The 19,524-nt window shown below is 68.3% G+C and carries 15 protein-coding genes; 9 read left to right on the top strand and 6 right to left on the bottom strand.

Annotated features, from left to right (window positions below; genetic code table 11):
• Positions 1-285 precede the first annotated feature (285 nt).
• Both ACSHSS_RS23265 and ACSHSS_RS23260 read left to right on the top strand, forming a co-directional pair.
• Positions 286-699 carry a DoxX family protein gene (locus ACSHSS_RS23265; protein ID WP_006412596.1) on the top strand — a complete coding sequence of 138 codons (414 nt, stop codon included), beginning with the start codon at positions 286-288 and terminating at the stop codon, positions 697-699.
• Positions 700-842: 143 nt separating this feature from the next.
• A complete protein-coding gene (locus ACSHSS_RS23260) occupies positions 843-1,502 on the top strand; it encodes a ParA family protein (RefSeq protein ID WP_006398604.1) in 660 nt (219 codons plus the stop codon).
• 82 nt (positions 1,503-1,584) lie between these two features.
• Here ACSHSS_RS23260 and panD read toward each other — a convergent pair whose 3' ends face one another.
• The 4 genes from panD to ACSHSS_RS23240 all read right to left on the bottom strand — a co-directional run bounded on the left by panD (position 1,585) and on the right by ACSHSS_RS23240 (position 4,103).
• Positions 1,585-1,971 carry an aspartate 1-decarboxylase gene (panD, locus tag ACSHSS_RS23255; protein WP_006398605.1) on the bottom strand — a complete coding sequence of 129 codons (387 nt, stop codon included), beginning with the start codon at positions 1,969-1,971 and terminating at the stop codon, positions 1,585-1,587.
• Positions 1,972-2,012: 41 nt separating this feature from the next.
• Complete coding sequence (panC, locus tag ACSHSS_RS23250; protein WP_006398606.1) at positions 2,013-2,852, bottom strand: pantoate--beta-alanine ligase; 840 nt, start codon at positions 2,850-2,852, stop codon at positions 2,013-2,015.
• A 185-nt stretch (positions 2,853-3,037) separates the two neighbouring features.
• Positions 3,038-3,910: a segregation and condensation protein A gene (locus ACSHSS_RS23245; protein WP_006398607.1), complete on the bottom strand. Its 873-nt coding sequence runs from the start codon at positions 3,908-3,910 to the stop codon at positions 3,038-3,040.
• Positions 3,911-3,914: 4 nt separating this feature from the next.
• Entirely contained in the window at positions 3,915-4,103 is a 189-nt protein-coding gene (locus ACSHSS_RS23240) for a DUF3460 family protein (protein WP_006398608.1), read from the bottom strand.
• Between the two features lie 254 nt (positions 4,104-4,357).
• On the opposite strand from ACSHSS_RS23240, the gene ACSHSS_RS23235 reads away from it, so the two are divergent.
• Positions 4,358-6,175: an autotransporter assembly complex protein TamA gene (locus ACSHSS_RS23235; RefSeq protein ID WP_006398609.1), complete on the top strand. Its 1,818-nt coding sequence runs from the start codon at positions 4,358-4,360 to the stop codon at positions 6,173-6,175.
• 28 nt (positions 6,176-6,203) lie between these two features.
• On the top strand, positions 6,204-10,244 hold the full coding sequence (locus tag ACSHSS_RS23230; protein WP_445545613.1) for a translocation/assembly module TamB domain-containing protein: 4,041 nt from the start codon (positions 6,204-6,206) through the stop codon (positions 10,242-10,244).
• A gap of 89 nt (positions 10,245-10,333) precedes the next feature.
• Here ACSHSS_RS23230 and metG read toward each other — a convergent pair whose 3' ends face one another.
• Complete coding sequence (gene metG, locus ACSHSS_RS23225; protein WP_445545612.1) at positions 10,334-12,532, bottom strand: methionine--tRNA ligase; 2,199 nt, start codon at positions 12,530-12,532, stop codon at positions 10,334-10,336.
• 366 nt (positions 12,533-12,898) lie between these two features.
• A complete protein-coding gene (locus ACSHSS_RS23220) occupies positions 12,899-13,543 on the bottom strand; it encodes an OmpA family protein (protein ID WP_006398612.1) in 645 nt (214 codons plus the stop codon).
• 349 nt (positions 13,544-13,892) lie between these two features.
• On the opposite strand from ACSHSS_RS23220, the gene apbC reads away from it, so the two are divergent.
• The 5 genes from apbC (at position 13,893) to ACSHSS_RS23195 (ending at position 19,501) form a co-directional block, all read left to right on the top strand.
• Positions 13,893-14,984, top strand: coding sequence for an iron-sulfur cluster carrier protein ApbC (apbC, locus tag ACSHSS_RS23215; RefSeq protein ID WP_445545611.1), 1,092 nt, complete (start codon positions 13,893-13,895; stop codon positions 14,982-14,984).
• Positions 14,985-15,118: 134 nt separating this feature from the next.
• Positions 15,119-15,655, top strand: a complete 537-nt coding sequence (locus tag ACSHSS_RS23210; protein WP_006398614.1) for a superoxide dismutase family protein — start codon at positions 15,119-15,121, stop codon at positions 15,653-15,655.
• A 118-nt stretch (positions 15,656-15,773) separates the two neighbouring features.
• Entirely contained in the window at positions 15,774-16,343 is a 570-nt protein-coding gene (dcd, locus tag ACSHSS_RS23205; RefSeq protein ID WP_006398615.1) for a dCTP deaminase, read from the top strand.
• Between the two features lie 81 nt (positions 16,344-16,424).
• Entirely contained in the window at positions 16,425-18,704 is a 2,280-nt protein-coding gene (locus ACSHSS_RS23200) for an arginine/lysine/ornithine decarboxylase (protein ID WP_006398616.1), read from the top strand.
• Positions 18,704-19,501, top strand: coding sequence for a lysozyme inhibitor LprI family protein (locus ACSHSS_RS23195; RefSeq protein ID WP_035952067.1), 798 nt, complete (start codon positions 18,704-18,706; stop codon positions 19,499-19,501). Before ACSHSS_RS23200 ends, ACSHSS_RS23195 begins: the two co-directional genes overlap by 1 nt.
• Positions 19,502-19,524: the final 23 nt, after the last annotated feature.

Raw genomic sequence — 19,524 nt, 5'->3', positions numbered from 1 at the left:
GGCCCAACCCGGCCCAACCCGGCCCAATCTGGCCCAATCTGGCCCAATCTGGCCCGGCGAGGCTTGGCCTGGGAGGCTCGGCCCGGCCGAGGCCCGGCCCGGCCCGGCGAGCGGCGGCTCGCGGTTCTGACTCGCGACTCACGGCTCACGGCCCATGCCCCGTGGCCCCTGCACCTCGATTAATTCCCATTGAGAACGAGTGAAAGCGAAACGGCGCGTTTATCCGGGAAATCGCTTCGAATAGAGTGCAATCCATTCGATCACTCACTCTCACAGGAACCCGCCATGAATGCCGATCGCCTGAACGATTTCGCCGCGACGCTGCTGCGTGTCGCACTCGGTGTGCTGTATCTCGCGCATGTTGCGCAAAAGGTATTCGTCTTCACGCTGCCCGGCACCGCGCAGTTTTTTGCGTCGATCGGCCTGCCGGGCTGGCTCGCCTATCTGACGACGCTCGTCGAGCTCGTGGGCGGCCTCGCGCTGCTTGCCGGCGTGCGCGTGCGGCTCGCCGCGCTCGTGCTGCTGCCGTTCATGCTCGGCGCGGTCTCCGCGCATCTGCCGAACGGCTGGAGTTTCGGCGCGCCGCACGGCGGCTGGGAATACCCGGCGTTCTGGGCGGTGACGCTCGTCGTGCAGGCACTGCTCGGTGGCGGCGCGTTCGCGCTCGGCGCATCGGGCGCCGAACCGCGACGCGCGTAAGCGACATAGGCAAGGCGTACCGGCAGCGGATCGGTGCAACCCGTTTCGGCGATACCCGTTTTACCGATATCATCGCTCCCTGTATCCGCAATGAGCGGCGCCGGCCATGCAACCGGCGCCGCGCGGCTTTTTCGGGGGAATTCATGACGGTCATCGTGGTGGCGAATCCGAAGGGCGGCGTCGGCAAGAGCACGCTGTCCACCAACCTTGCCGGTTATTTCGCGGCGCAGGGCGCGTGGGTCGCGCTCGCCGATCTCGACCGGCAGCAGTCCGCGCATGCGTGGCTCGACCTGCGGCCGGCCGGGCTGCCGACGATCGAGGCGTGGAATCTCGATCCCGACGCGCCGTCGAAGCCGCCGCGCGGCCTCGAATACGCGGTGATCGACACGCCGGCCGGCCTGCACGGCACGCGGCTGAACGTCGCGCTGCAACTGGCCGACAAGGTCATCGTGCCGTTGCAGCCGTCGATGTTCGATATTCTCGCGACGCAGCAGTTTCTCGAACGCCTCGCGACCGAGAAGGCCGTCCGCAAGGGCAGCGTCGAGGTCGGCATCGTCGGGATGCGCGTCGACGCGCGCACGCGTTCGTCCGACCAGCTCCACCGTTTCGTCGAGGGGCTCGGGCTGCCGGTGCTCGGCTACCTGCGCGACACGCAGAACTACGTACAGATCGCCGCGCACGGCCTGACGCTCTGGGACGTCGCGAAAAGCCGCGTCGACAAGGATCTCGAGCAGTGGGGGCCGATCGTCGAATGGGCGGAGCGCAGCGCGGGGAAGGGGGCGAAGGTCGCGAAGGCGTCGTGAACGCCGGCCGCGGCCGAAAATAAAAAGGGCTGGATGTCCGCGCGTGGCGGAGATCCAGCCCTTCGTCGTTGCGGCGGACCGCTCAGGTCCAGGTTTGCGTCGGCACGTGATCACGATGGCCCTTGATCTTGTTGCCTTCGTCGATGAACACGAGTTTCGGCTTCCAGCCGGCCTGCAGTTCGGCCTCCTCGACCATCGCGAACGCGGCGATGATCACCAGATCGCCGAGCTGCGCGCGGCGCGCGGCCGAGCCGTTGAGCGAGATCATCCCGCTGCCGCGCTCGCCCTTGATCGCGTACGTCGAGAAACGCTCGCCGTTGTTGATGTTCCAGATGTCGATCCGCTCGTTCTCGACGATGTTCGCCGCTTCGAGCAGGTCTTCGTCGATCGCGCACGAGCCTTCGTAGTGCAGCTCGCAGTGCGTGACCGCCGCGCGATGGATTTTCGATTTGAGCATGTGGCGCTGCATAAAGTCTCCGTGATGCGTGGTGACGGGGCGCTCGGCGGCCGTCAGATTTCCAGGTTGTCGATGAGGCGCGTCGCGCCGAGCTTCGCGGCTGCGAGCACGACGAGCGGCTCGCCGGCGTCGAGTTCGGCGGCGTTCGGTGCGATCAGGTTCGCGCGGCGGCGGATCGAGATATAGTCGGGCGCCCAGCCGCGGCCCGCGAGATGCGTGCGCGCGTCCTGCTCCAGCTTGCCGAGGTCGCGTTCGCCGGCCAGCACGCGCTCGCGCACGCGCTGCAGCGTACGCGCGAGTTCCGGCGCTTCGCTGCGCTCGGCGTCCGACAGATAGCGGTTGCGCGACGACAGTGCCAGGCCGTCGGTGTCGCGCACGGTCTCGGCCGCGACGATGTCGACCGGCAGCGCGAGCTGCTGGCACATGCGCCGCACGATCATCAGCTGCTGATAGTCCTTCTTGCCGAACACGGCCACGCGCGGCTGCACGCAGGCCATCAGCTTGGCGACGACCGTGCAGACGCCCGTGAAGAAGCCCGGCCGGAACTCGCCTTCGAGAATGCCGCCGAGATCGTCCGGCGGCTGCACGCGGTATTCCTGCGGCTCGGGATACATGTCGCGCTCGGTCGGCGCGAACAGCACATAGACGTTTTCCTTCTGCAGCTTCTCGATGTCGTCCTGGAGCGTGCGCGGATACTTGTCGAAATCCTCGTTCGGACCGAACTGCAGGCGGTTGACGAAAATGCTCGCCACGACCGGATCGCCGTGCTGGCGCGCGAGGCGCATCAGCGACAGATGGCCTTCGTGCAGATTGCCCATCGTCGGCACGAACGCCGTGCGGTTCTGGCCGCGCAGCTGGTCGCGCAGTTCCTGGATCGAGCTGATGACTTTCATGATCGGGTAGCGAATTCCTCGCGCGTGCGCGCGTTGCCGCCGCGGCAGGCGGCGTCGGGGTCGGAGTGAAACGCGCCCGCGCGCAGACCACGCGGCGGGCGTCGGCGGATTGTAGTGGATTTGGCCAGCGGACGCACCGAAAAGGGAACGGTCGTGCTATTTCGCCGATCGCGGCCGGCCGCGCGTTACGCGGGCAGGTACGCGAGGCGCACGTAGATCGGCGCGAACGGCTCGGCCTGCGTGATTTCGACGAGCGATTCGCGCGCGAGCTCGAGCATCGCGATGAAGTTGACGACGACGACCGGCACGCCGCGCGACGTGTCGAACAGATCCGCGAATTCCATGAAGCGCGCGTTCTGCAGCCGGCGCAGGATCAGGCTCATGTGTTCGCGAACGGACAGTTCCTCGCGGGAAATCTTGTGATGCTGGACGAGCTTCGCGCGCTTGAGCACGTCGGCCCAGGCGGCGCGCAGGTCGTCCGCGTTCACGTCCGGGAAGCGCGGCGTGATGCTCTGCTCGATGTAGACCTCGGCGCGCAGGAAGTCGCGGCCGAGCTGCGGCAACTGATCGAGGCGCTGCGCGGCGAGCTTCATCTGCTCGTACTCGAGCAGCCGGCGCACGAGCTCGGCGCGCGGGTCTTCCGCTTCCTCGCCGGTATCGGCCTTCTTCACCGGCAGCAGCATGCGCGACTTGATCTCGATCAGCATCGCGGCCATCAGCAGATATTCGGCAGCCAGCTCGAGATTCGACGCGCGGATCTGGTCGACGTAGCCGAGATACTGCGCGGTGACCTGCGCCATCGGGATGTCGAGCACGTTGAAGTTCTGCTTGCGGATCAGGTACAGCAGCAGATCGAGCGGGCCTTCGAACGCTTCGAGGAACACCTCGAGCGCGTCGGGCGGGATGTAGAGATCCTGCGGCAGCTTGAACAACGGCTCGCCGTACAGGCGAGCGAACGCCGCGACGCCGTCGACCGTGTCGGGCGTCGAATCGGCACCCGCGGGCGCGGCGACCGCGTCGTCCTCGCGGGCGGCGCTGGCCTCGTCGGCGGTGCTCACGTCGTCAGAAGTTCTGGTAGTAGACGTACGGCGTTTGCTTCACGCGCGACTGCTGCTGCTCGGCGCGCTCGTCGAGGTCGATCGGCTGCTTGTCCCACAGCAGCGCGCGGCCCTTGCGCTGCTCTTCTTCGAGCGTCGGCTTCTGCTGCTTGAGCTGGTTCAGGAATTGCGTGACGTCGGACTGGTACGGCATGGCTTGGCTTTCCGTTGGCATGGCGCACGACGCGCCGGGTTCTGCGATGGCGGGATTTTACCGCATCGCGGGGAACAGCCGGCGTCAATCGCGCGTCGAATCGGCGGGCCGGCCGCGGCGTGCGGGGCGGCCCGCGGCGCGCACCGGTCGTTGCGCCCAAGCATCAAAGCGGCGTCCGCGCGGGCGCGGCCGCTACCCTGTGGTCAAATACAGGGTTTTCCATGAAATCGTGACAACCGAGGGCGAGGTCATATTTGGCGGGGCACGCGAACCAGCAACGACATCCGGCGCATGACGCGGCCCGCCGCGCCTCGCGCGATCCGGCACCGCGCCGCGCCGGCGCAACCGCACGCGCCGCGCTCGCAGGCTGCCTCGTCGCCTGTTTCGCGCTGCCGGCGCAGGCCAGGTACCAGGTCGACATCGACGCGCCGCGCGCGATCCGCAAGCTGCTGAGCGCGCATCTCGACATCGCGCGCTTCGCCAAGCGCGACGACATCACCGACGACCAGTTCGACTTCCTCGTCACCGCGACGCCGCAGCAGGTGCGCGACCTGACCGCGACCGCCGGCTATTTCTCGCCGGTCGTGCGCACCGACGTGCGCATGCGCGACGGCAAGCGCGACGTGCGCGTCGCCGTCGATCCGGGGCCGCAGACCTTCGTGTCGTCGGTCGACCTGACGTTCAAGGGGCCCGTCGACACCGAGGATCCGAAGCAGGAAGCCGCCACGCGTTTCGCGTTCTCGCTGAAGACGGGCGACCCGTTTACGCAGTCCGACTGGGACGGCGCGAAGAACGCGGCGCTGCGGCAACTGCAGTCGCGCCGCTACCTCGGCGCGAAGATCGTCTCGTCCGAAGCACGGATCGACCCGCGCACGCAGCGCGCGGCGCTCGCGGTCACGTTCGACAGCGGCCCGACGTTTACGATCGGCAAGGTCGACGTCGACGGCGTGCGCCGCTATCCGGAGCGGATCGTCACGAACGTGAATCCGCTGTCCGAAGGCGAGATCTACGACGTGCAGCGCATCAACGAACTGCAGCGGCAGCTGCAGAACACGCCGTACTACGCGAGCGTCGCGATCGACGTCGGCGACGACGTCAGCAAGCCCGAACGCACGCCCGTACATGTGAAGGTCAGCGAGTTTCCGTACAACAGCATACGCGGCGGCGTCGGCTACGCGACCGATACGGGCCCGCACGTGCAGGGCTCGTACACGTACCTCAATACGTTCGGCGCCGCATGGCCGCTCACCGTGTCGGGCCGGCTCGACCAGATCCAGCAGTACGGGCAGATCCAGCTGTCGATGCCGCCCGGCGAACGCGGCTGGACCAACAGCGTGCTCGCGTCGTACACGAACACCAACGTGTCGGACACGCGCATCTACAGTGCGCGCGTCGGCGCGCAGCGTACGCGCACCGGGCAGTTCATCGACTATGCGTACTCGCTGATGTTCTATCAGGACCGGCTCGACCAGAACAGCGCGGGCCCGACCACGAGCCGCGCGCTCGTGCCGCAGTGGGCATGGACGCGCCGCAACGTCGACGATCCGCTGTTTCCGCGCTCCGGCAACCTGATCCATGCGGAGGCCGGCTTCGCGATCAAGGGCGTGCTGACCGACCAGACCTTCATCCGCGGCTATGCGCGCGGCCAGCAGTACGTGCCGATCGGCAAGCGCGACCTGTTCGTGTTCCGCGCCGAGCTCGGCGGCGTGTTCACGAGCGGCAGCTCGTCCCAGGTGCCGGCGTCGCTGCTGTTCCGCGCGGGCGGCTCGAACTCGGTGCGCGGTTACGGCTACCAGAGCATCGGCAACAGCGTCGACGGCTCGGTGCTGCCGACCAAGTACCTGATGACGGGCACCGCCGAATACCAGCACTGGTTCAACCGCGACTGGGGCGCTGCGACGTTCTTCGACATCGGCACCGCGACCGATGCGTGGGGCGAGAAGGTGTTCTATCCGGGCGTCGGCATCGGCGCGCGCTGGCGCAGCCCGGTCGGCCCGATCAACGTCGACGTCGCGTACGGGCTGCGCAACCGCAGCGTGCGTCCGTACCTGACGCTCGGCATCGCATTCTGAACGAACCGCTACACCGACGACGATCCGCATGACGAAGGACCCGCACGACACGCCGCCGCCCCACGATCCGGATTCGCCCGACGGCGCGCCGGCCGAACCGCCGCGCCCGCGGCGGCGCGGCCGTGCGCTGCGGGTCGCCGGCTGGACGCTCGTGGCGCTCGTGCTGCTCGTCGTGCTCGCACTCGCGCTCGTGTTCGCGGCAGCGACGACCGAGCGCGGCACGCGGCTCGCGTGGCAGGCGGCCGTGCGCGTGCTCGGCGGCCGGCTCGCCGGCACGCTCGAGGGCGGCGCGCTCGCGACCGGCGTGCGGCTGCGCGACGTCGCGTGGACGAGCCCCGGCGGCGCGGGCACCGAAGTGCGCGTCGACCGCCTCGACGGCCGCTGGGCGCTGACGCGCGCGCCGCTGCGGCTGTCGATCGCCTACCTGCGCGCGGGGACGATCGACGTGCGGATCGCGCCGGGCCCGTCGACGCCGAGCGCGGCGCCGCAGGATCTGCGGCTGCCGCTGCAGCTGCGGATCGGCGATCTGCGGATCGATCATCTGGCGATCCACGAAGGCGCCTCGACGACGCAGCTCGATCGCATCGCGCTGAACGGCCGCAGCGACGGCCGCCATCACGAACTCGCGCTCGACAGCGTCGATACGCCGTACGGCTCGCTGACCGCGCGCGCGAAGCTCGACGGCATGAAGCCGTTCGCGCTGACGGGCGACGCGACCTATGCGGGCAAGTTCGCCGACGAGCCGGTCGATGCGCGCGCGCGCGTGTCGGGCTCGCTCGAGGCGCTGGTCGCCGACGTCGACGCGAGCGGGATGAAGCTCAACGGACGCGCGCACGTCGAGGCCGCGCCGTTCGGCACGGTGCCGCTCACGCGCGCGTCGCTCGCGTTCGATCACGTGAACCCGAAGGCGATCTCGCCGAGCGCGCCGGCCGCCGATCTCGCGGTGCGCGCCGCGCTCGAGCCGGTGACGGCGCCGGCCGGCGCCGCGCAGCCGCACGGCTTTGCCGTCACGGGGCCGGTGTCGATCGTCAACGCGAAGCCCGGCACGCTCGGCGATCATCTGCTGCCGGTCGTCGACGCACACGCGACCGTGCATCTCGATGCGCACGCGCAGCGCATCGACGGACTCGCGCTGAAGCTGATCCGCGACGGGCGCGTGACGGGCGGCGGCACGCTGAGCGGCGGCAAGGGCCGGTTCGATCTGAAGGTCGCGAACCTCGATCTGAACGCGTTCGTCGCCGCACTGCGGCCGATGCGGCTCGGTGGCCCGCTCGGCGTGACGCTTGCCGGCGACGCGACGACGGTCGATTTCGACCTGACCGACCCGAAGCTCGCGCTCGGCGCGCGCGCGAAGGTCGCGCTGACCGCGCAGCAGACGGTGATCAGCGAGGCGCGCGTGACGGCCGGCAAGGGGCGGATCGACCTCACGGGCGTGTTCCGTCACGACGCGCATTCGAGCTACGACGCGAAGGCCACGCTGACCGCGTTCGATCCGCTGCTACTCGCGGCCGCGAGCGCACCGAAGGCGGGTGCCGGCAAGGCGCCCGCGAAGGGCAAGGCGCCGACCGGCCGCGGCGACACGCGCGTGAACGGCACGCTGACCGCATCGGGCGCGTTTGCGCCGCAACTGTCGACGAAGGCGACGTTCAAGCTCGGCGACAGCGTCTACGACGGCGTGCCGCTGACCGGCGCGGGCGTCGTGCAGCTCGCGGGCACGCGCATCCTGCCGAGCAATGCGAATCTGTCGATCGCCGGCAACCGCGTCGATCTGCACGGCAGCTTCGGCGCGCCGGGCGACCGGCTCAATTTCGTCGTCGATGCGCCGCAGCTCGACCGGCTCGGCTTCGGCGTGCAGGGGCTCGTGCAGGCACAGGGCGATCTGACGGGCAGCTTCGCGCACCCGAACGTGACGGCCACGTACAAGGCCGAGCACGTGGTCGTCGGGTCGAACCGGATCGGCGTCGCGCAGGGCCGCGCCGACATCCGCGACGGCGCTCACGGCGCGCTCGTGTTCACCGCGGACGCGAGCGATATCGCGCTCGGCTCGCTGCAGCTGAAGTCGTTGCGCGCGAACCTCGACGGCACGCGCGCGAAGCATACGTTCGACGCATCGGCGCTCGGCGCCGCCGGCGGCCGCGTGATCGACATGACGCTCGCGGCGAACGGCGGCGTGACCGAGGGCCGCGACGGCATGCGCTGGGACGGCACGGTCACGCGTCTCGCGAACCGCGGCACGCCGGCCGTCGCGCTGCAGACGCCGCTGACCGTGTCGGCCGGCACGGGCCGCGTGACGCTCGGTGCGGCGCGCCTCACGCTCGAAGGCGCGGCGATCGACCTGAAGTCGTTCGTCTTCGACCACGGCCAGATCCGTTCGGCCGGTGCGGTGAGCGGCGCATCGGTCGCGCGGTTCCTCGAAGTGCGCCAGGAACTGACGGGCGAGCGTCCGCCGGTGCGGACCGACGTCGTGCTCGATGCCGACTGGGATTTCTCGCTCGGCGCGACCGCGACCGGCTATCTGCAGATGAAGCGCCGCGGCGGCGACGTGACGATCGAGACCGGCCGCGGGATCGCGTCGCTCGGGCTGACCGATCTGTCGGCGCGCGCCGCGTTCGGCCCCGGCAACCGTGTGAACGTGACCGCGGCCGCGAAGGCGAACCGGATCGGCACGCTCGACGCGAACGTCGCGGTGCCGCTTGCGCCGCGCGACGGCGTGCTCGCGGTCGCCGACGACGGGCCGCTGTCGGGCCGCATCGACGCCGACATACCGTCGCTGAAGGCGACCGGCAACCTGTTCGGGCCGAGCTACCTGCTCGGCGGGCGCGCCGCGCTGAAGCTGACGGTCGCCGGCACGCCGGCGAAGCCCAACGTGTCGGGGATGCTGACCGGCGACGATCTGTCGGCGACGCTCGTCGATCAGGGCGTGCAGTTGAAGGACGGCGTCGTGCGCGTGCGGCTCGCGGAAAACCTCGTCGAATTCCAGCAGGTCGAGTTCCACGGCGGCGACGGCACGCTGCGCGCGCTTGGCCGCGTGCGTCTGGACGGCGAAGCGCCCGATCTGACCGCGAGCATCGTCGCGGACAAGCTCGAACTGTTCGCGGCGCCGGACCGCAAGCTGTCGCTGTCCGGCAAGGCGACGGTCGCCAACGACGGGCCGCGCGGCGCGCTGTCGATCGACGGAAAGTTCGTCGTCGATCGCGCGCTGTTCGATCTGCCGGAAGAATCGGCACCGCATCTGTCGGACGACGTCGTGATCGTGCGGCCGGACGGCACCGTGCGCGGCGAAACGCAGACCGGCACCGCGGCCGCGAAGCCGCAAAAGGCCGCGGACAAGCCCGCGCCGTCGCTCGCGCCGCGCGCGAACATCGACATCGGCCTCGGCGACAACTTCCGCTTCAAGGGGCACGGCGCCGATCTCGGCCTGCGCGGCACGATCACCGTGATGAGCGCACCGGGCGTGCCGCTGCGCGCGATCGGCAACGTGCGCGTGACGGAAGGGTCGACCTACACGTCGTTCGGCCGCAAGCTCGCGATCGAGAACGGCTTCTTCACGTTCAACGGCCCGGTGTCGAATCCGGGCGTCAACATCCTCGCGATGCGGCGCAATCAGGAGGTCGAAGCGGGCGTGCAGGTGACGGGCACGATCCAGTCGCCGACGGTCAAGCTCGTGTCGGAGCCGAACGTGACCGACAACGAAAAGCTGTCGTGGCTGCTGTTCGGCCACGGCACCGATCAGGGCAACAACATCGGCCAGCAGAACACGATGACGGCTGCGCTCGCGCTGCTCGGCAGCGCGACCGGCAAGCGCGTCGCGCAGACCTTCGGGCTCGACGAATTCTCGATCGGCCGCAGCGACGTCGGGTTGACCGACCCGCAGGTCGTGCAGATCTCGAAGGCGATCAACGAGCGCTTCGTGCTCGGCTACGAGCAGGGGCTGCAGTCGGCGAGCAACGCGTTCAAGGCGACGATCAACCTGACGCGTTTCTGGTCGGTGTCCGCGTACGGCGGCACGTTCCAGGGCGTCGATCTCAACTACACGCGGCGCTTCGATCGCTGGTTCGGGCGGCGCTGAGAACACGCTCGCCGGCCCGCGCTGCCGACCGACGAAAAAAAGCCCCGCACGGGCGGTGCGGGGCGGTTCGGGCGGGCGAGGCGCGCTGCTTACTTCACGCGCATGCCGGGCTTCGCGCCGCTGTGCGGCTCGAGGATATAGAGCCCCGGTTCGGCCTTCTCGTCGGTCGCCGAGGCCGCGAGCACCATCCCTTCGGACAGCCCGAACTTCATCTTGCGCGGCGCGAGGTTCGCGACCATGACCGTCAGCTTGCCGACGAGCTGCTCGGGCTGATACGCGGACTTGATCCCCGAGAACACGTTGCGCGTCTTCTCCTCGCCGACGTCGAGCGTCAGCTGCAGCAGCTTGTCCGACCCTTCGACGGCCTGGCACGCGACGATCTTCGCGATGCGCAGATCGATCTTCGCGAAATCGTCGATCGAGATCGTTGCGTCGTCGGCACCGTTCGCGGCGACCGGTTTCCCGGCGACCGATTTCCCGGCGACCGATTTCCCGGCGACCGGTTTCGCGTCGGCCTTCGCGGCTTTCGCACCCTTCGCGGCCGCGGCGCCCGCACCGCCGGCGGCCGTTGCGTCGGCCTGCAGCGAATCGCGGTTGGCGGCGAGCAGCGCTTCGATCTGCTTCGCGTCGACGCGCGTCATCAGGTGCTGGTAGGCCTTGATCGGCTGCGCGGACGACAGCGGCTTCGCGGCATCGGCCCACGCGAGCGGCGCGATGCCGAAGAACGCCTCGACCGCTTCGGCCACGCGCGGCAGCACGGGCTTGAGCGCGAGCGACAGCAGACGGAACGCCTCGAGGCTCACGCTGCAGGTTTCGTGCAGCGCGACCGCGTTGGCCGGATCCTTCGCGAGCTCCCACGGCTTGGCGCCGTCGACGTAGGCGTTGACTTCGTCGGCGAGTTCCATCGTGTGGCGCAGCGCGCGGCCGTACTCGCGCGCCTCGTAGTGCGCGGCGATCTGCGGAATCGCTTCGCGCAGCTTCGCGACGAGCGGATGGTTCATCGCGCTGTCCTGCACGCGGCCGTCGAAGCGCTTGATCAGGAAGCCCGCCGCGCGGCTCGCGATGTTCACGTACTTGCCGACGAGGTCGCTATTCACGCGCGCCTGGAAGTCGTCGAGGTTCAGATCGATGTCTTCCATCGTCGCGTTCAGCTTCGCGGCGAAGTAGTAGCGCAGCCATTCGGGGTTCAGGCCCGTGTCGATATAGCTCTGCGCGGTGATGAACGTGCCGCGCGACTTCGACATCTTCGCGCCGTCGACCGTCAGGAAGCCGTGCGCGAACACGTTGGTCGGCGTGCGGTGGCCCGAGAACTGCAGCATCGCCGGCCAGAACAGCGTGTGGAAATACAGGATGTCCTTGCCGATGAAGTGGTACTGCTCGGCGCTCGAACCGGCGCGGATCCACGCATCGAAGTCGATGCCGTTGCGATCGCACAGATTCTTGAAGCTCGCGTAGTAGCCGACCGGCGCATCGAGCCACACGTAGAAGTACTTGCCCGGCGCGCCGGGGATTTCGAAGCCGAAATACGGTGCGTCGCGCGAGATGTCCCAGTCGGCGAGCTTGGCTTCGCCGGCGTCGCCGAGCCATTCGCGCATCTTGTTGGTCGCTTCCGGCTGCGCGAGGCCGCTCACCCATTCGCGCAGGAACGTCTCGCAGCGCGGGTCGGACAGGCGGAAGAAGTAGTGCTTCGACGTCTTGCGCACGGGCGTCGCGCCCGACACGACCGAATACGGGTTCAGCAGCTCGGTCGGCAGGTAGGTCGAGCCGCACACTTCGCAGCTGTCGCCGTACTGGTCCTTCGCGTGGCACTTCGGGCACTCGCCCTTGATGAAACGGTCCGGCAGGAACATCTCCTTGACCGGGTCGTACGCCTGCTCGATCTCGCGCTCGGCGATCAGCCCGTTGTCCTTCAGCGCGAGGTAGATCTTCTCGCTCAACTGGCGGTTTTCTTCCGAATCGGTCGAGTAGAAATTGTCGAACGACACGCCGAAGCTGTCGAAGTCGCGCTTGTGCTCGGCCCACACGCGTTCGATCAGCTGCTTCGGCGTCAGGCCTTCCTTCTCGGCGCGCAGCATGACCGGCGTGCCGTGCGTGTCGTCGGCGCCGATGTAGTAGACCTCGTGCCCGTGCATTCGCAGCGTCCGCACCCAGATGTCGGTCTGGATGTACTCGACCAGGTGGCCGATATGGATCTGGCCGTTGGCGTAGGGCAGGGCGGACGTGACGAGGATCTGGCGGCGGCCTTGCGGCGCCGCGGCCTGCACGGAAGTGAGGTCGGATGCGGACATAGGGTCTGTAGAGGAACAGCGGAAAACGACGGAAACTGCGATTCTAGCAGGGGCGCGGACCGGGCAGGCGCGGCGCCGGCGCGGGCGCGCGGCGGTTCGGCAGCCGGGGCGGCGGCGCGGCGCGATGCTGCGTTGCAGCAGAGGAGCGGCGGGCAAAAAAAACCGGGGCGAATTCGGCCCCGGAGCAACAACGACAAGAGGAGAATGGTGACGCGCCGGTAACACCAGCCGCGTACCGTAAAGAAAGACCACGGACCGCGACAGAAGTTCGAAATTTTTTTCGATTTGTTACCGACCGCCCCCAATCCCTTGTCCGGCGGGGCTGCGCGCGCATCCTGCGGCGCTGCCCCGCGCGTCGTGCGCGATTTACTGGTGCTGCGGCGCGCGCAGATAGATCTCGACGCGGCGGTTCTGTGCGCGGCCGGCTTCGGTCGAGTTGTCCGCCACCGGGTTCGACGGGCCCATGCCCTGCGCCGACAGGCGGTTGCCCGCGACGCCGCGCTGCACCAGCGCGTTGACGACGCTTTGCGCGCGGTTCTGCGACAGCGTCTGGTTCAGCTGCGCGGAGCCCGTGCTGTCGGTGTAGCCGATCACCGACGCCGTCACTTGCGGGTTCTGGTTCAGCGTCGTTGCCAGGTCGTTCAGCAGCGGCGTGAAGGCCGGCGTGATCGCGTACTGGTTCGTCGCGAACGTGACCGAGCTCGGCACGTTCAGCTTGAGCGAGCCGTCCGGCTGCTCGGTGACCTGCGTGCCCGTCTGCGCGGCCGACGGCGCGAGCTTGTTCTTGATCGCTTGCCAGTTGTAACCCGTCACGCCGCCGACCAGCGCACCGACGCCCGCGCCGATCGCCGCACCCTTGCCGCCCCCGGCAAGCGCCCCGATGCCCGCGCCCAGCGCTGCACCCGTGCCCGTGCCGACGGCCGTGTTGGTGCCTTGCTGCGATGCGCAGCCCGCCAGCAGGGCGCCGGCGAGTGCGAAGACGGACAGGCGAGTCGCGATTTTCATGTTCATCTTGGATTCCTCTCTTGGTTGAACGAGTCGACAACGACATCAACAGCTACGGCTCCCTACGCGGGCCGTCCGGAAAAAGGAGGGCCGGCCCGTGCTCGCGGCAGCCGCCGAGGCGGCCGCATGCCCAGTCCGTCAGCGTGGCTGTTCGGACAGGGCGGCGCGTCAGCCTCTACAATATAGGCGGTAGGCGGCCGATTTGGCCCCATAGCATGCCGCACGCGAAGATTGCGCCGCCGCGCGCGTTCGCGCAATGGCGTGCAACAGATTCTTTCACTTTTCTCGATTTTCGCCGCGTTATTTGATATTTCTTGACGTTTGAGTGCGGAAAAAACGTTTTCACGGAGTTTTGATGAGCATTGACCGGGCACAAGTCGACGCCGCGCTGGCGGCTGTCGTCGACCCCAATACCGACCGTCCGTATGCGGCGAACAAGGGCGTGCGCAACGTCGCGATCGACGGCGACGCCGTGACGGTCGACGTGGTGCTCGGCTACCCGGCGCGCAGCCAGTACGACGACGTGCGCGCGCGCATCGCGGCCGCGCTGACGGCCGTGCCGGGCGTGCGCGACGCACGCGTGGCGGTGTCGCAGGAGATCGTCGCGCACACCGTGCAGCGCGGCGTGAAGCTGCTGCCGAACGTGAAGAACATCGTCGCGGTCGCGTCGGGCAAGGGCGGCGTCGGCAAGAGCACGACGGCCGTGAACCTGGCCCTCGCGCTCGCGGCCGAAGGCGCGTCGGTCGGCATCCTCGATGCCGATATCTACGGCCCGTCGCTGCCGACGATGCTCGGCATCCACGGCCAGCGCCCCGAATCGCCCGACAACCAGTCGATGAACCCGCTCGTCGGCCACGGGCTGCAGGCGAACTCGATCGGCTTCCTGATCGAGGAAGACAACCCGATGGTGTGGCGCGGCCCGATGGCGACGTCCGCGCTCGAGCAGCTGCTGCGGCAGACGAACTGGCGCGAGCTCGACTACCTGATCGTCGACATGCCGCCCGGCACGGGCGACATCCAGCTCACGCTCGCGCAGCGCGTGCCGGTGACGGGCGCCGTGATCGTCACGACGCCGCAGGACATCGCGCTGCTCGACGCGAAGAAGGGGCTGAAGATGTTCGAGAAGGTCGGGATTCCGATCCTCGGGATCGTCGAGAACATGAGCATCCACATCTGCTCGAACTGCGGCCACGAGGAGCACATCTTCGGCGCCGGCGGCGCCGAGCGCATGGCGAAGGACTACGGCGTGACCGTGCTCGGCAGCCTGCCGCTCGACATCGCGATCCGCGAGCGCGCGGACAGCGGCACGCCGACCGTGGCGGCCGAGCCCGACGGCGCGCTCGCGCGGCGCTATCGCGACATCGCACGCGGCGTCGCGCTCGCGATTGCCGAGCGCGCGCGCGACATGACGTCGAAGTTCCCGTCAATCGTTGTTCAAAATACGTAAAACCCTTGCGGGACGGGCCCTTCCGCTGTTTACGGCGCCGGAAGGCGCGGTATCATGGCGACTTTCCCCCGGGTCCCTTTACCCGCCCGGCACGGCTGCCGCATCGAACGGCCGCCGGCCGGCATGAGGATCGAATGAACGAACGACATCTCGGCGCGTACGCGGGCCGCGCGCGGCGCGCGCTGCTGGCGGCCGCCGTGCTGGGCCTGCTGGCCGGCTGCACCTCCTTTTCCTCGTCGCACGAAAAACGCGCGGACGCGCAACTGCAGCCGACGGTCGGTTCGCAAACGCGCGGCACGGTGACGTTCGTCGAGCGCCCGGACGGCGTCCAGGTGACCTACAACCTCGTCGGCCTGCCGCCGAACAGCGATCATGCGCTGCAGGTGCACGAGCGCGGCGACTGCAACGCGGGCGACGGCTCGAGCGCGGGCCAGGTGTTCGCGCCTGCCGCCGATCGGCTGCGCGCGGGCGCGCGCGTCGCCGGCGATCTCGGCAACATCCACGCCGATGCGAACGGCGTCGCGGCCGGTTTCATCGTCGCGCCCGATCTGGCCCTCGACGGCGTGCGCTCGGCGCTGAACCGCTCGGCGCTGGTCCATCGCGACGCGAGCGACCCCGCGTTTCCGCAGCACGGCGCGGGGCCCGCGCTCGCCTGTGGCGTGATCCGGTGACGGCCGCCGCGTGCGCGCGCCGATGATCGCGTAAAATGTGCGCCTTCTGCGGCCGCCGCGTCGAACCGGCGGCCTTCGTTTTCGTTTACCGTCACGCAGCGTTTCCTGGCGCCCCGATATGAGCATCAAGTCCGACAAATGGATTCGGCGCATGGCCGAAGAGCACAAGATGATCGAGCCGTTCGTGCCCGATCAGGTCCGCGCGTCCGAGGACGGTCGCCGGATCGTCAGCTACGGCACGTCGAGCTACGGCTACGACATCCGCTGCGCGGACGAATTCAAGATCTTCACGAACATCAACTCGACGATCGTCGATCCGAAGAACTTCGACGAGGGCTCGTTTGTCGATTTCAAGGGCGACGTGTGCATCATCCCGCCGAACTCGTTCGCGCTGGCCCGCACCGTCGAATATTTCCGCATCCCGCGCACCGTGCTGACGGTCTGCCTCGGCAAGTCGACGTACGCGCGCTGCGGGATCATCGTCAACGTGACGCCGTTCGAACCCGAATGGGAAGGCTACGTCACGCTGGAGTTCTCGAATACCACGCCGTTGCCCGCGAAGATCTACGCGAACGAAGGCGTCGCGCAGGTGCTCTTCTTCGAGAGCGACGAGGTGTGCGACGTGTCGTATGCCGATCGCGGCGGCAAGTATCAGGGGCAGCGCGGTGTCACGCTGCCGAAAACCTGATCTGCTTGCATAACGTCTCACCAGTTTCCGGGTGACCGCTGCGCGTGACGCGCCGCGGTCGTTCTTTTTGGAGAATCGCCCATGAAGTTTCGTTTCCCCGTCGTGATCATCGACGAAGATTTCCGCTCCGAGAACATCTCGGGCTCCGGCATCCGGGCGCTGGCCGAAGCGATCGAGAAGGAGGGCGTGGAAGTCCTCGGCCTCACGAGCTACGGCGATCTGACGTCGTTCGCGCAGCAGTCGAGCCGCGCCTCGTGCTTCATTCTGTCGATCGACGACGACGAACTCATGCTCGGCGAAATCGGCCCGGACGGCGAGCTGCCCGAGCTCGCGACCGCGATCATCGAGCTGCGCGCGTTCGTCACCGAAGTGCGCCGCCGCAATGCGGACATCCCGATCTTCCTGTACGGCGAGACGCGCACCTCGCGCCATCTGCCGAACGACATCCTGCGCGAGCTGCACGGCTTCATCCACATGTTCGAGGACACGCCGGAGTTCGTCGCGCGCCACATCATCCGCGAGGCGAAGGTCTATCTCGACTCGCTCGCGCCGCCGTTCTTCAAGGAACTCGTCAAGTACGCGGACGAAGGCTCGTATTCGTGGCACTGCCCCGGCCACTCGGGCGGCGTCGCGTTCCTGAAGAACCCGCTCGGCCAGATGTTCCACCAGTTCTTCGGCGAGAACATGCTGCGCGCGGACGTCTGCAACGCGGTCGACGAACTCGGCCAGCTGCTCGACCATACGGGCCCGGTCGCGGCGTCGGAGCGCAACGCGGCGCGCATCTTCAGCGCCGATCATCTGTTCTTCGTGACCAACGGCACGTCGACGTCGAACAAGATCGTCTGGCACGCGACCGTCGCGCCGGGCGACATCGTGCTCGTCGATCGCAACTGCCACAAGTCGATCCTGCACGCGATCACGATGACGGGCGCGATCCCCGTGTTCCTCACGCCGACGCGCAACCACTTCGGCATCATCGGCCCGATTCCGCGCGACGAGTTCAAGCCCGAGAACATCCGCAAGAAGATCGAGGCGAACCCGTTCGCGCGCGAAGCGCTGCGTCAGAACCCCGACCTGAAGCCGCGCATCCTGACGATCACGCAGAGCACCTACGACGGCGTCGTCTACAACGTCGAGATGATCAAGGACCTGCTCGGCGATCTGCTCGACACGCTGCACTTCGACGAGGCATGGCTGCCGCACGCGGCGTTCCATCCGTTCTATCGCGACATGCACGCGATCGGCGACGGCCGTCCGCGCACGGGCGCGCTCGTGTTCGCGACGCACTCGACGCACAAGCTGCTCGCCGGCATCTCGCAGGCGTCGCAGATCGTCGTGCAGGATTCGGAGAACCGCACGTTCGACAAGCATCGCTTCAACGAGGCGTATCTGATGCATACGTCGACGAGCCCGCAGTACGCGATCATCGCGTCGTGCGACGTCGCGGCCGCGATGATGGAGCCGCCGGGCGGCACGGCGCTCGTCGAGGAATCGATCGCCGAGGCGATCGACTTCCGCCGCGCGATGCGCAAGGTCGACGCCGAATACGGCGACGACTGGTTCTTCAGCGTGTGGGGCCCGGAGGATCTGTCCGAAGAAGGGATCGGCTCGCGCGAAGCCTGGATGCTGAAGCCGAACGACCGCTGGCACGGCTTCGGTCCGCTCGCCGAAGGCTTCAACATGCTCGACCCGATCAAGGCGACGATCATCACGCCGGGGCTCGACGTCGACGGCGAGTTCGGCGAGACCGGCATTCCGGCCGCGATCGTCACGAAGTACCTGGCCGAGCACGGCATCATCGTCGAGAAGACGGGCCTGTACTCGTTCTTCATCATGTTCACGATCGGCATCACGAAGGGCCGCTGGAACTCGATGGTGACCGAGCTGCAGCAGTTCAAGGACGACTACGACAACAACCAGCCGCTCTGGCGCGTGCTGCCCGAATTCGTCGCGCAGCATCCGCGCTACGAGCGCGTCGGGCTGCGCGACCTCTGCACGCAGATCCACGACGTCTACCGCGCGAACGACATCGCGCGCCTGACGACCGAGATGTATCTGTCGGACATGGAGCCCGCGATGAAGCCGTCGGACGCGTTCGCGAAGCTTGCGCACCGCAAGATCGACCGCGTGCCGCTCGACGAGCTCGAAGGCCGCGTGACGAGCATCCTGCTGACGCCGTACCCGCCGGGCATTCCGCTGCTGATCCCGGGCGAGCGCTTCAACAAGACGATCGTGAACTACCTGCGGTTCGCGCGCGACTTCAACGAGCGCTTCCCGGGCTTCCATACCGACATCCACGGTCTCGTCGCGGAAGAGGTGAACGGCCGCGTCGAGTACTTCGTCGACTGCGTGCGCGACTGATGGCGGCGCAGGGACGAATCCGGGCGGTGCGCGCGGCGGCCGCCGCGCTCGCCGTCTGGGCGGTCTGCTCGGCGGCGCCGGGCCTCGCGCATGCCGAAGTCGCGGCGGCCGATCCGATCGACGTCGCGATGCGGCAGTGCCTCGCGCGGCGCGACCGTTCGTCGACGGCCGGCCAGATCCAGTGCATGAACGAAGCGCAGCAGCAGTGGCAGGCCGCGATGGATGCCGCCTACGCGCGCCTGCTGAAGGACGCGCCGGCCGACGCAAAGCGCGGCTGGCAGGAGAGCCAGCGGCGCTGGCTCACGTGGCGCAAGGACGAAGCGCAACTGCTGAAGGCCGTCTACGACACGACGAGCGGCACGATGTACACGATGGCGAGCGCCGACATGCAGCTGCAGCCCGTGCGCAGCCGCGCGCTCGCGCTGCGTGCCGCGGCCGAGCGCTATGCGCCGCCTGCCGCGATACCGGCGGCGGTCGGAAGCGGCGCGCAGGCCGCTGCGGCGCCGGCGAACGGCAAGCCGGCGAACGTCACGCGCGATGCGCCGGTCGGCCGCGTGCGGCCGTGCGACCAGGACGCCGCGTGCGAGCATGCGGTGTTCGATCTGAACCGCTATTACCAGAAGCTGCGCCGCAAGATGCCCGCGCATTCGGCCGCGACGCTCGTGCGCGCGCAGCGCGCGTGGTTCGCGTTTCGCGATGCGACCGCGCCGCTCGTCGGCGAGGACGGACGCGTCGATCTGATCGGCGCGCGCATCGCGACGATGAAGCGGCTGTCCGAGACGGCCGGCAACCGCTGACGGTTGCGGCGTTCTCCAGCGCG

The organism is Burkholderia sp. BC1 (genome assembly GCF_052683555.1).
Note: the sequence above shows the minus strand (reverse complement) of the source record. Positions and strands in the feature narration are given on the sequence as shown.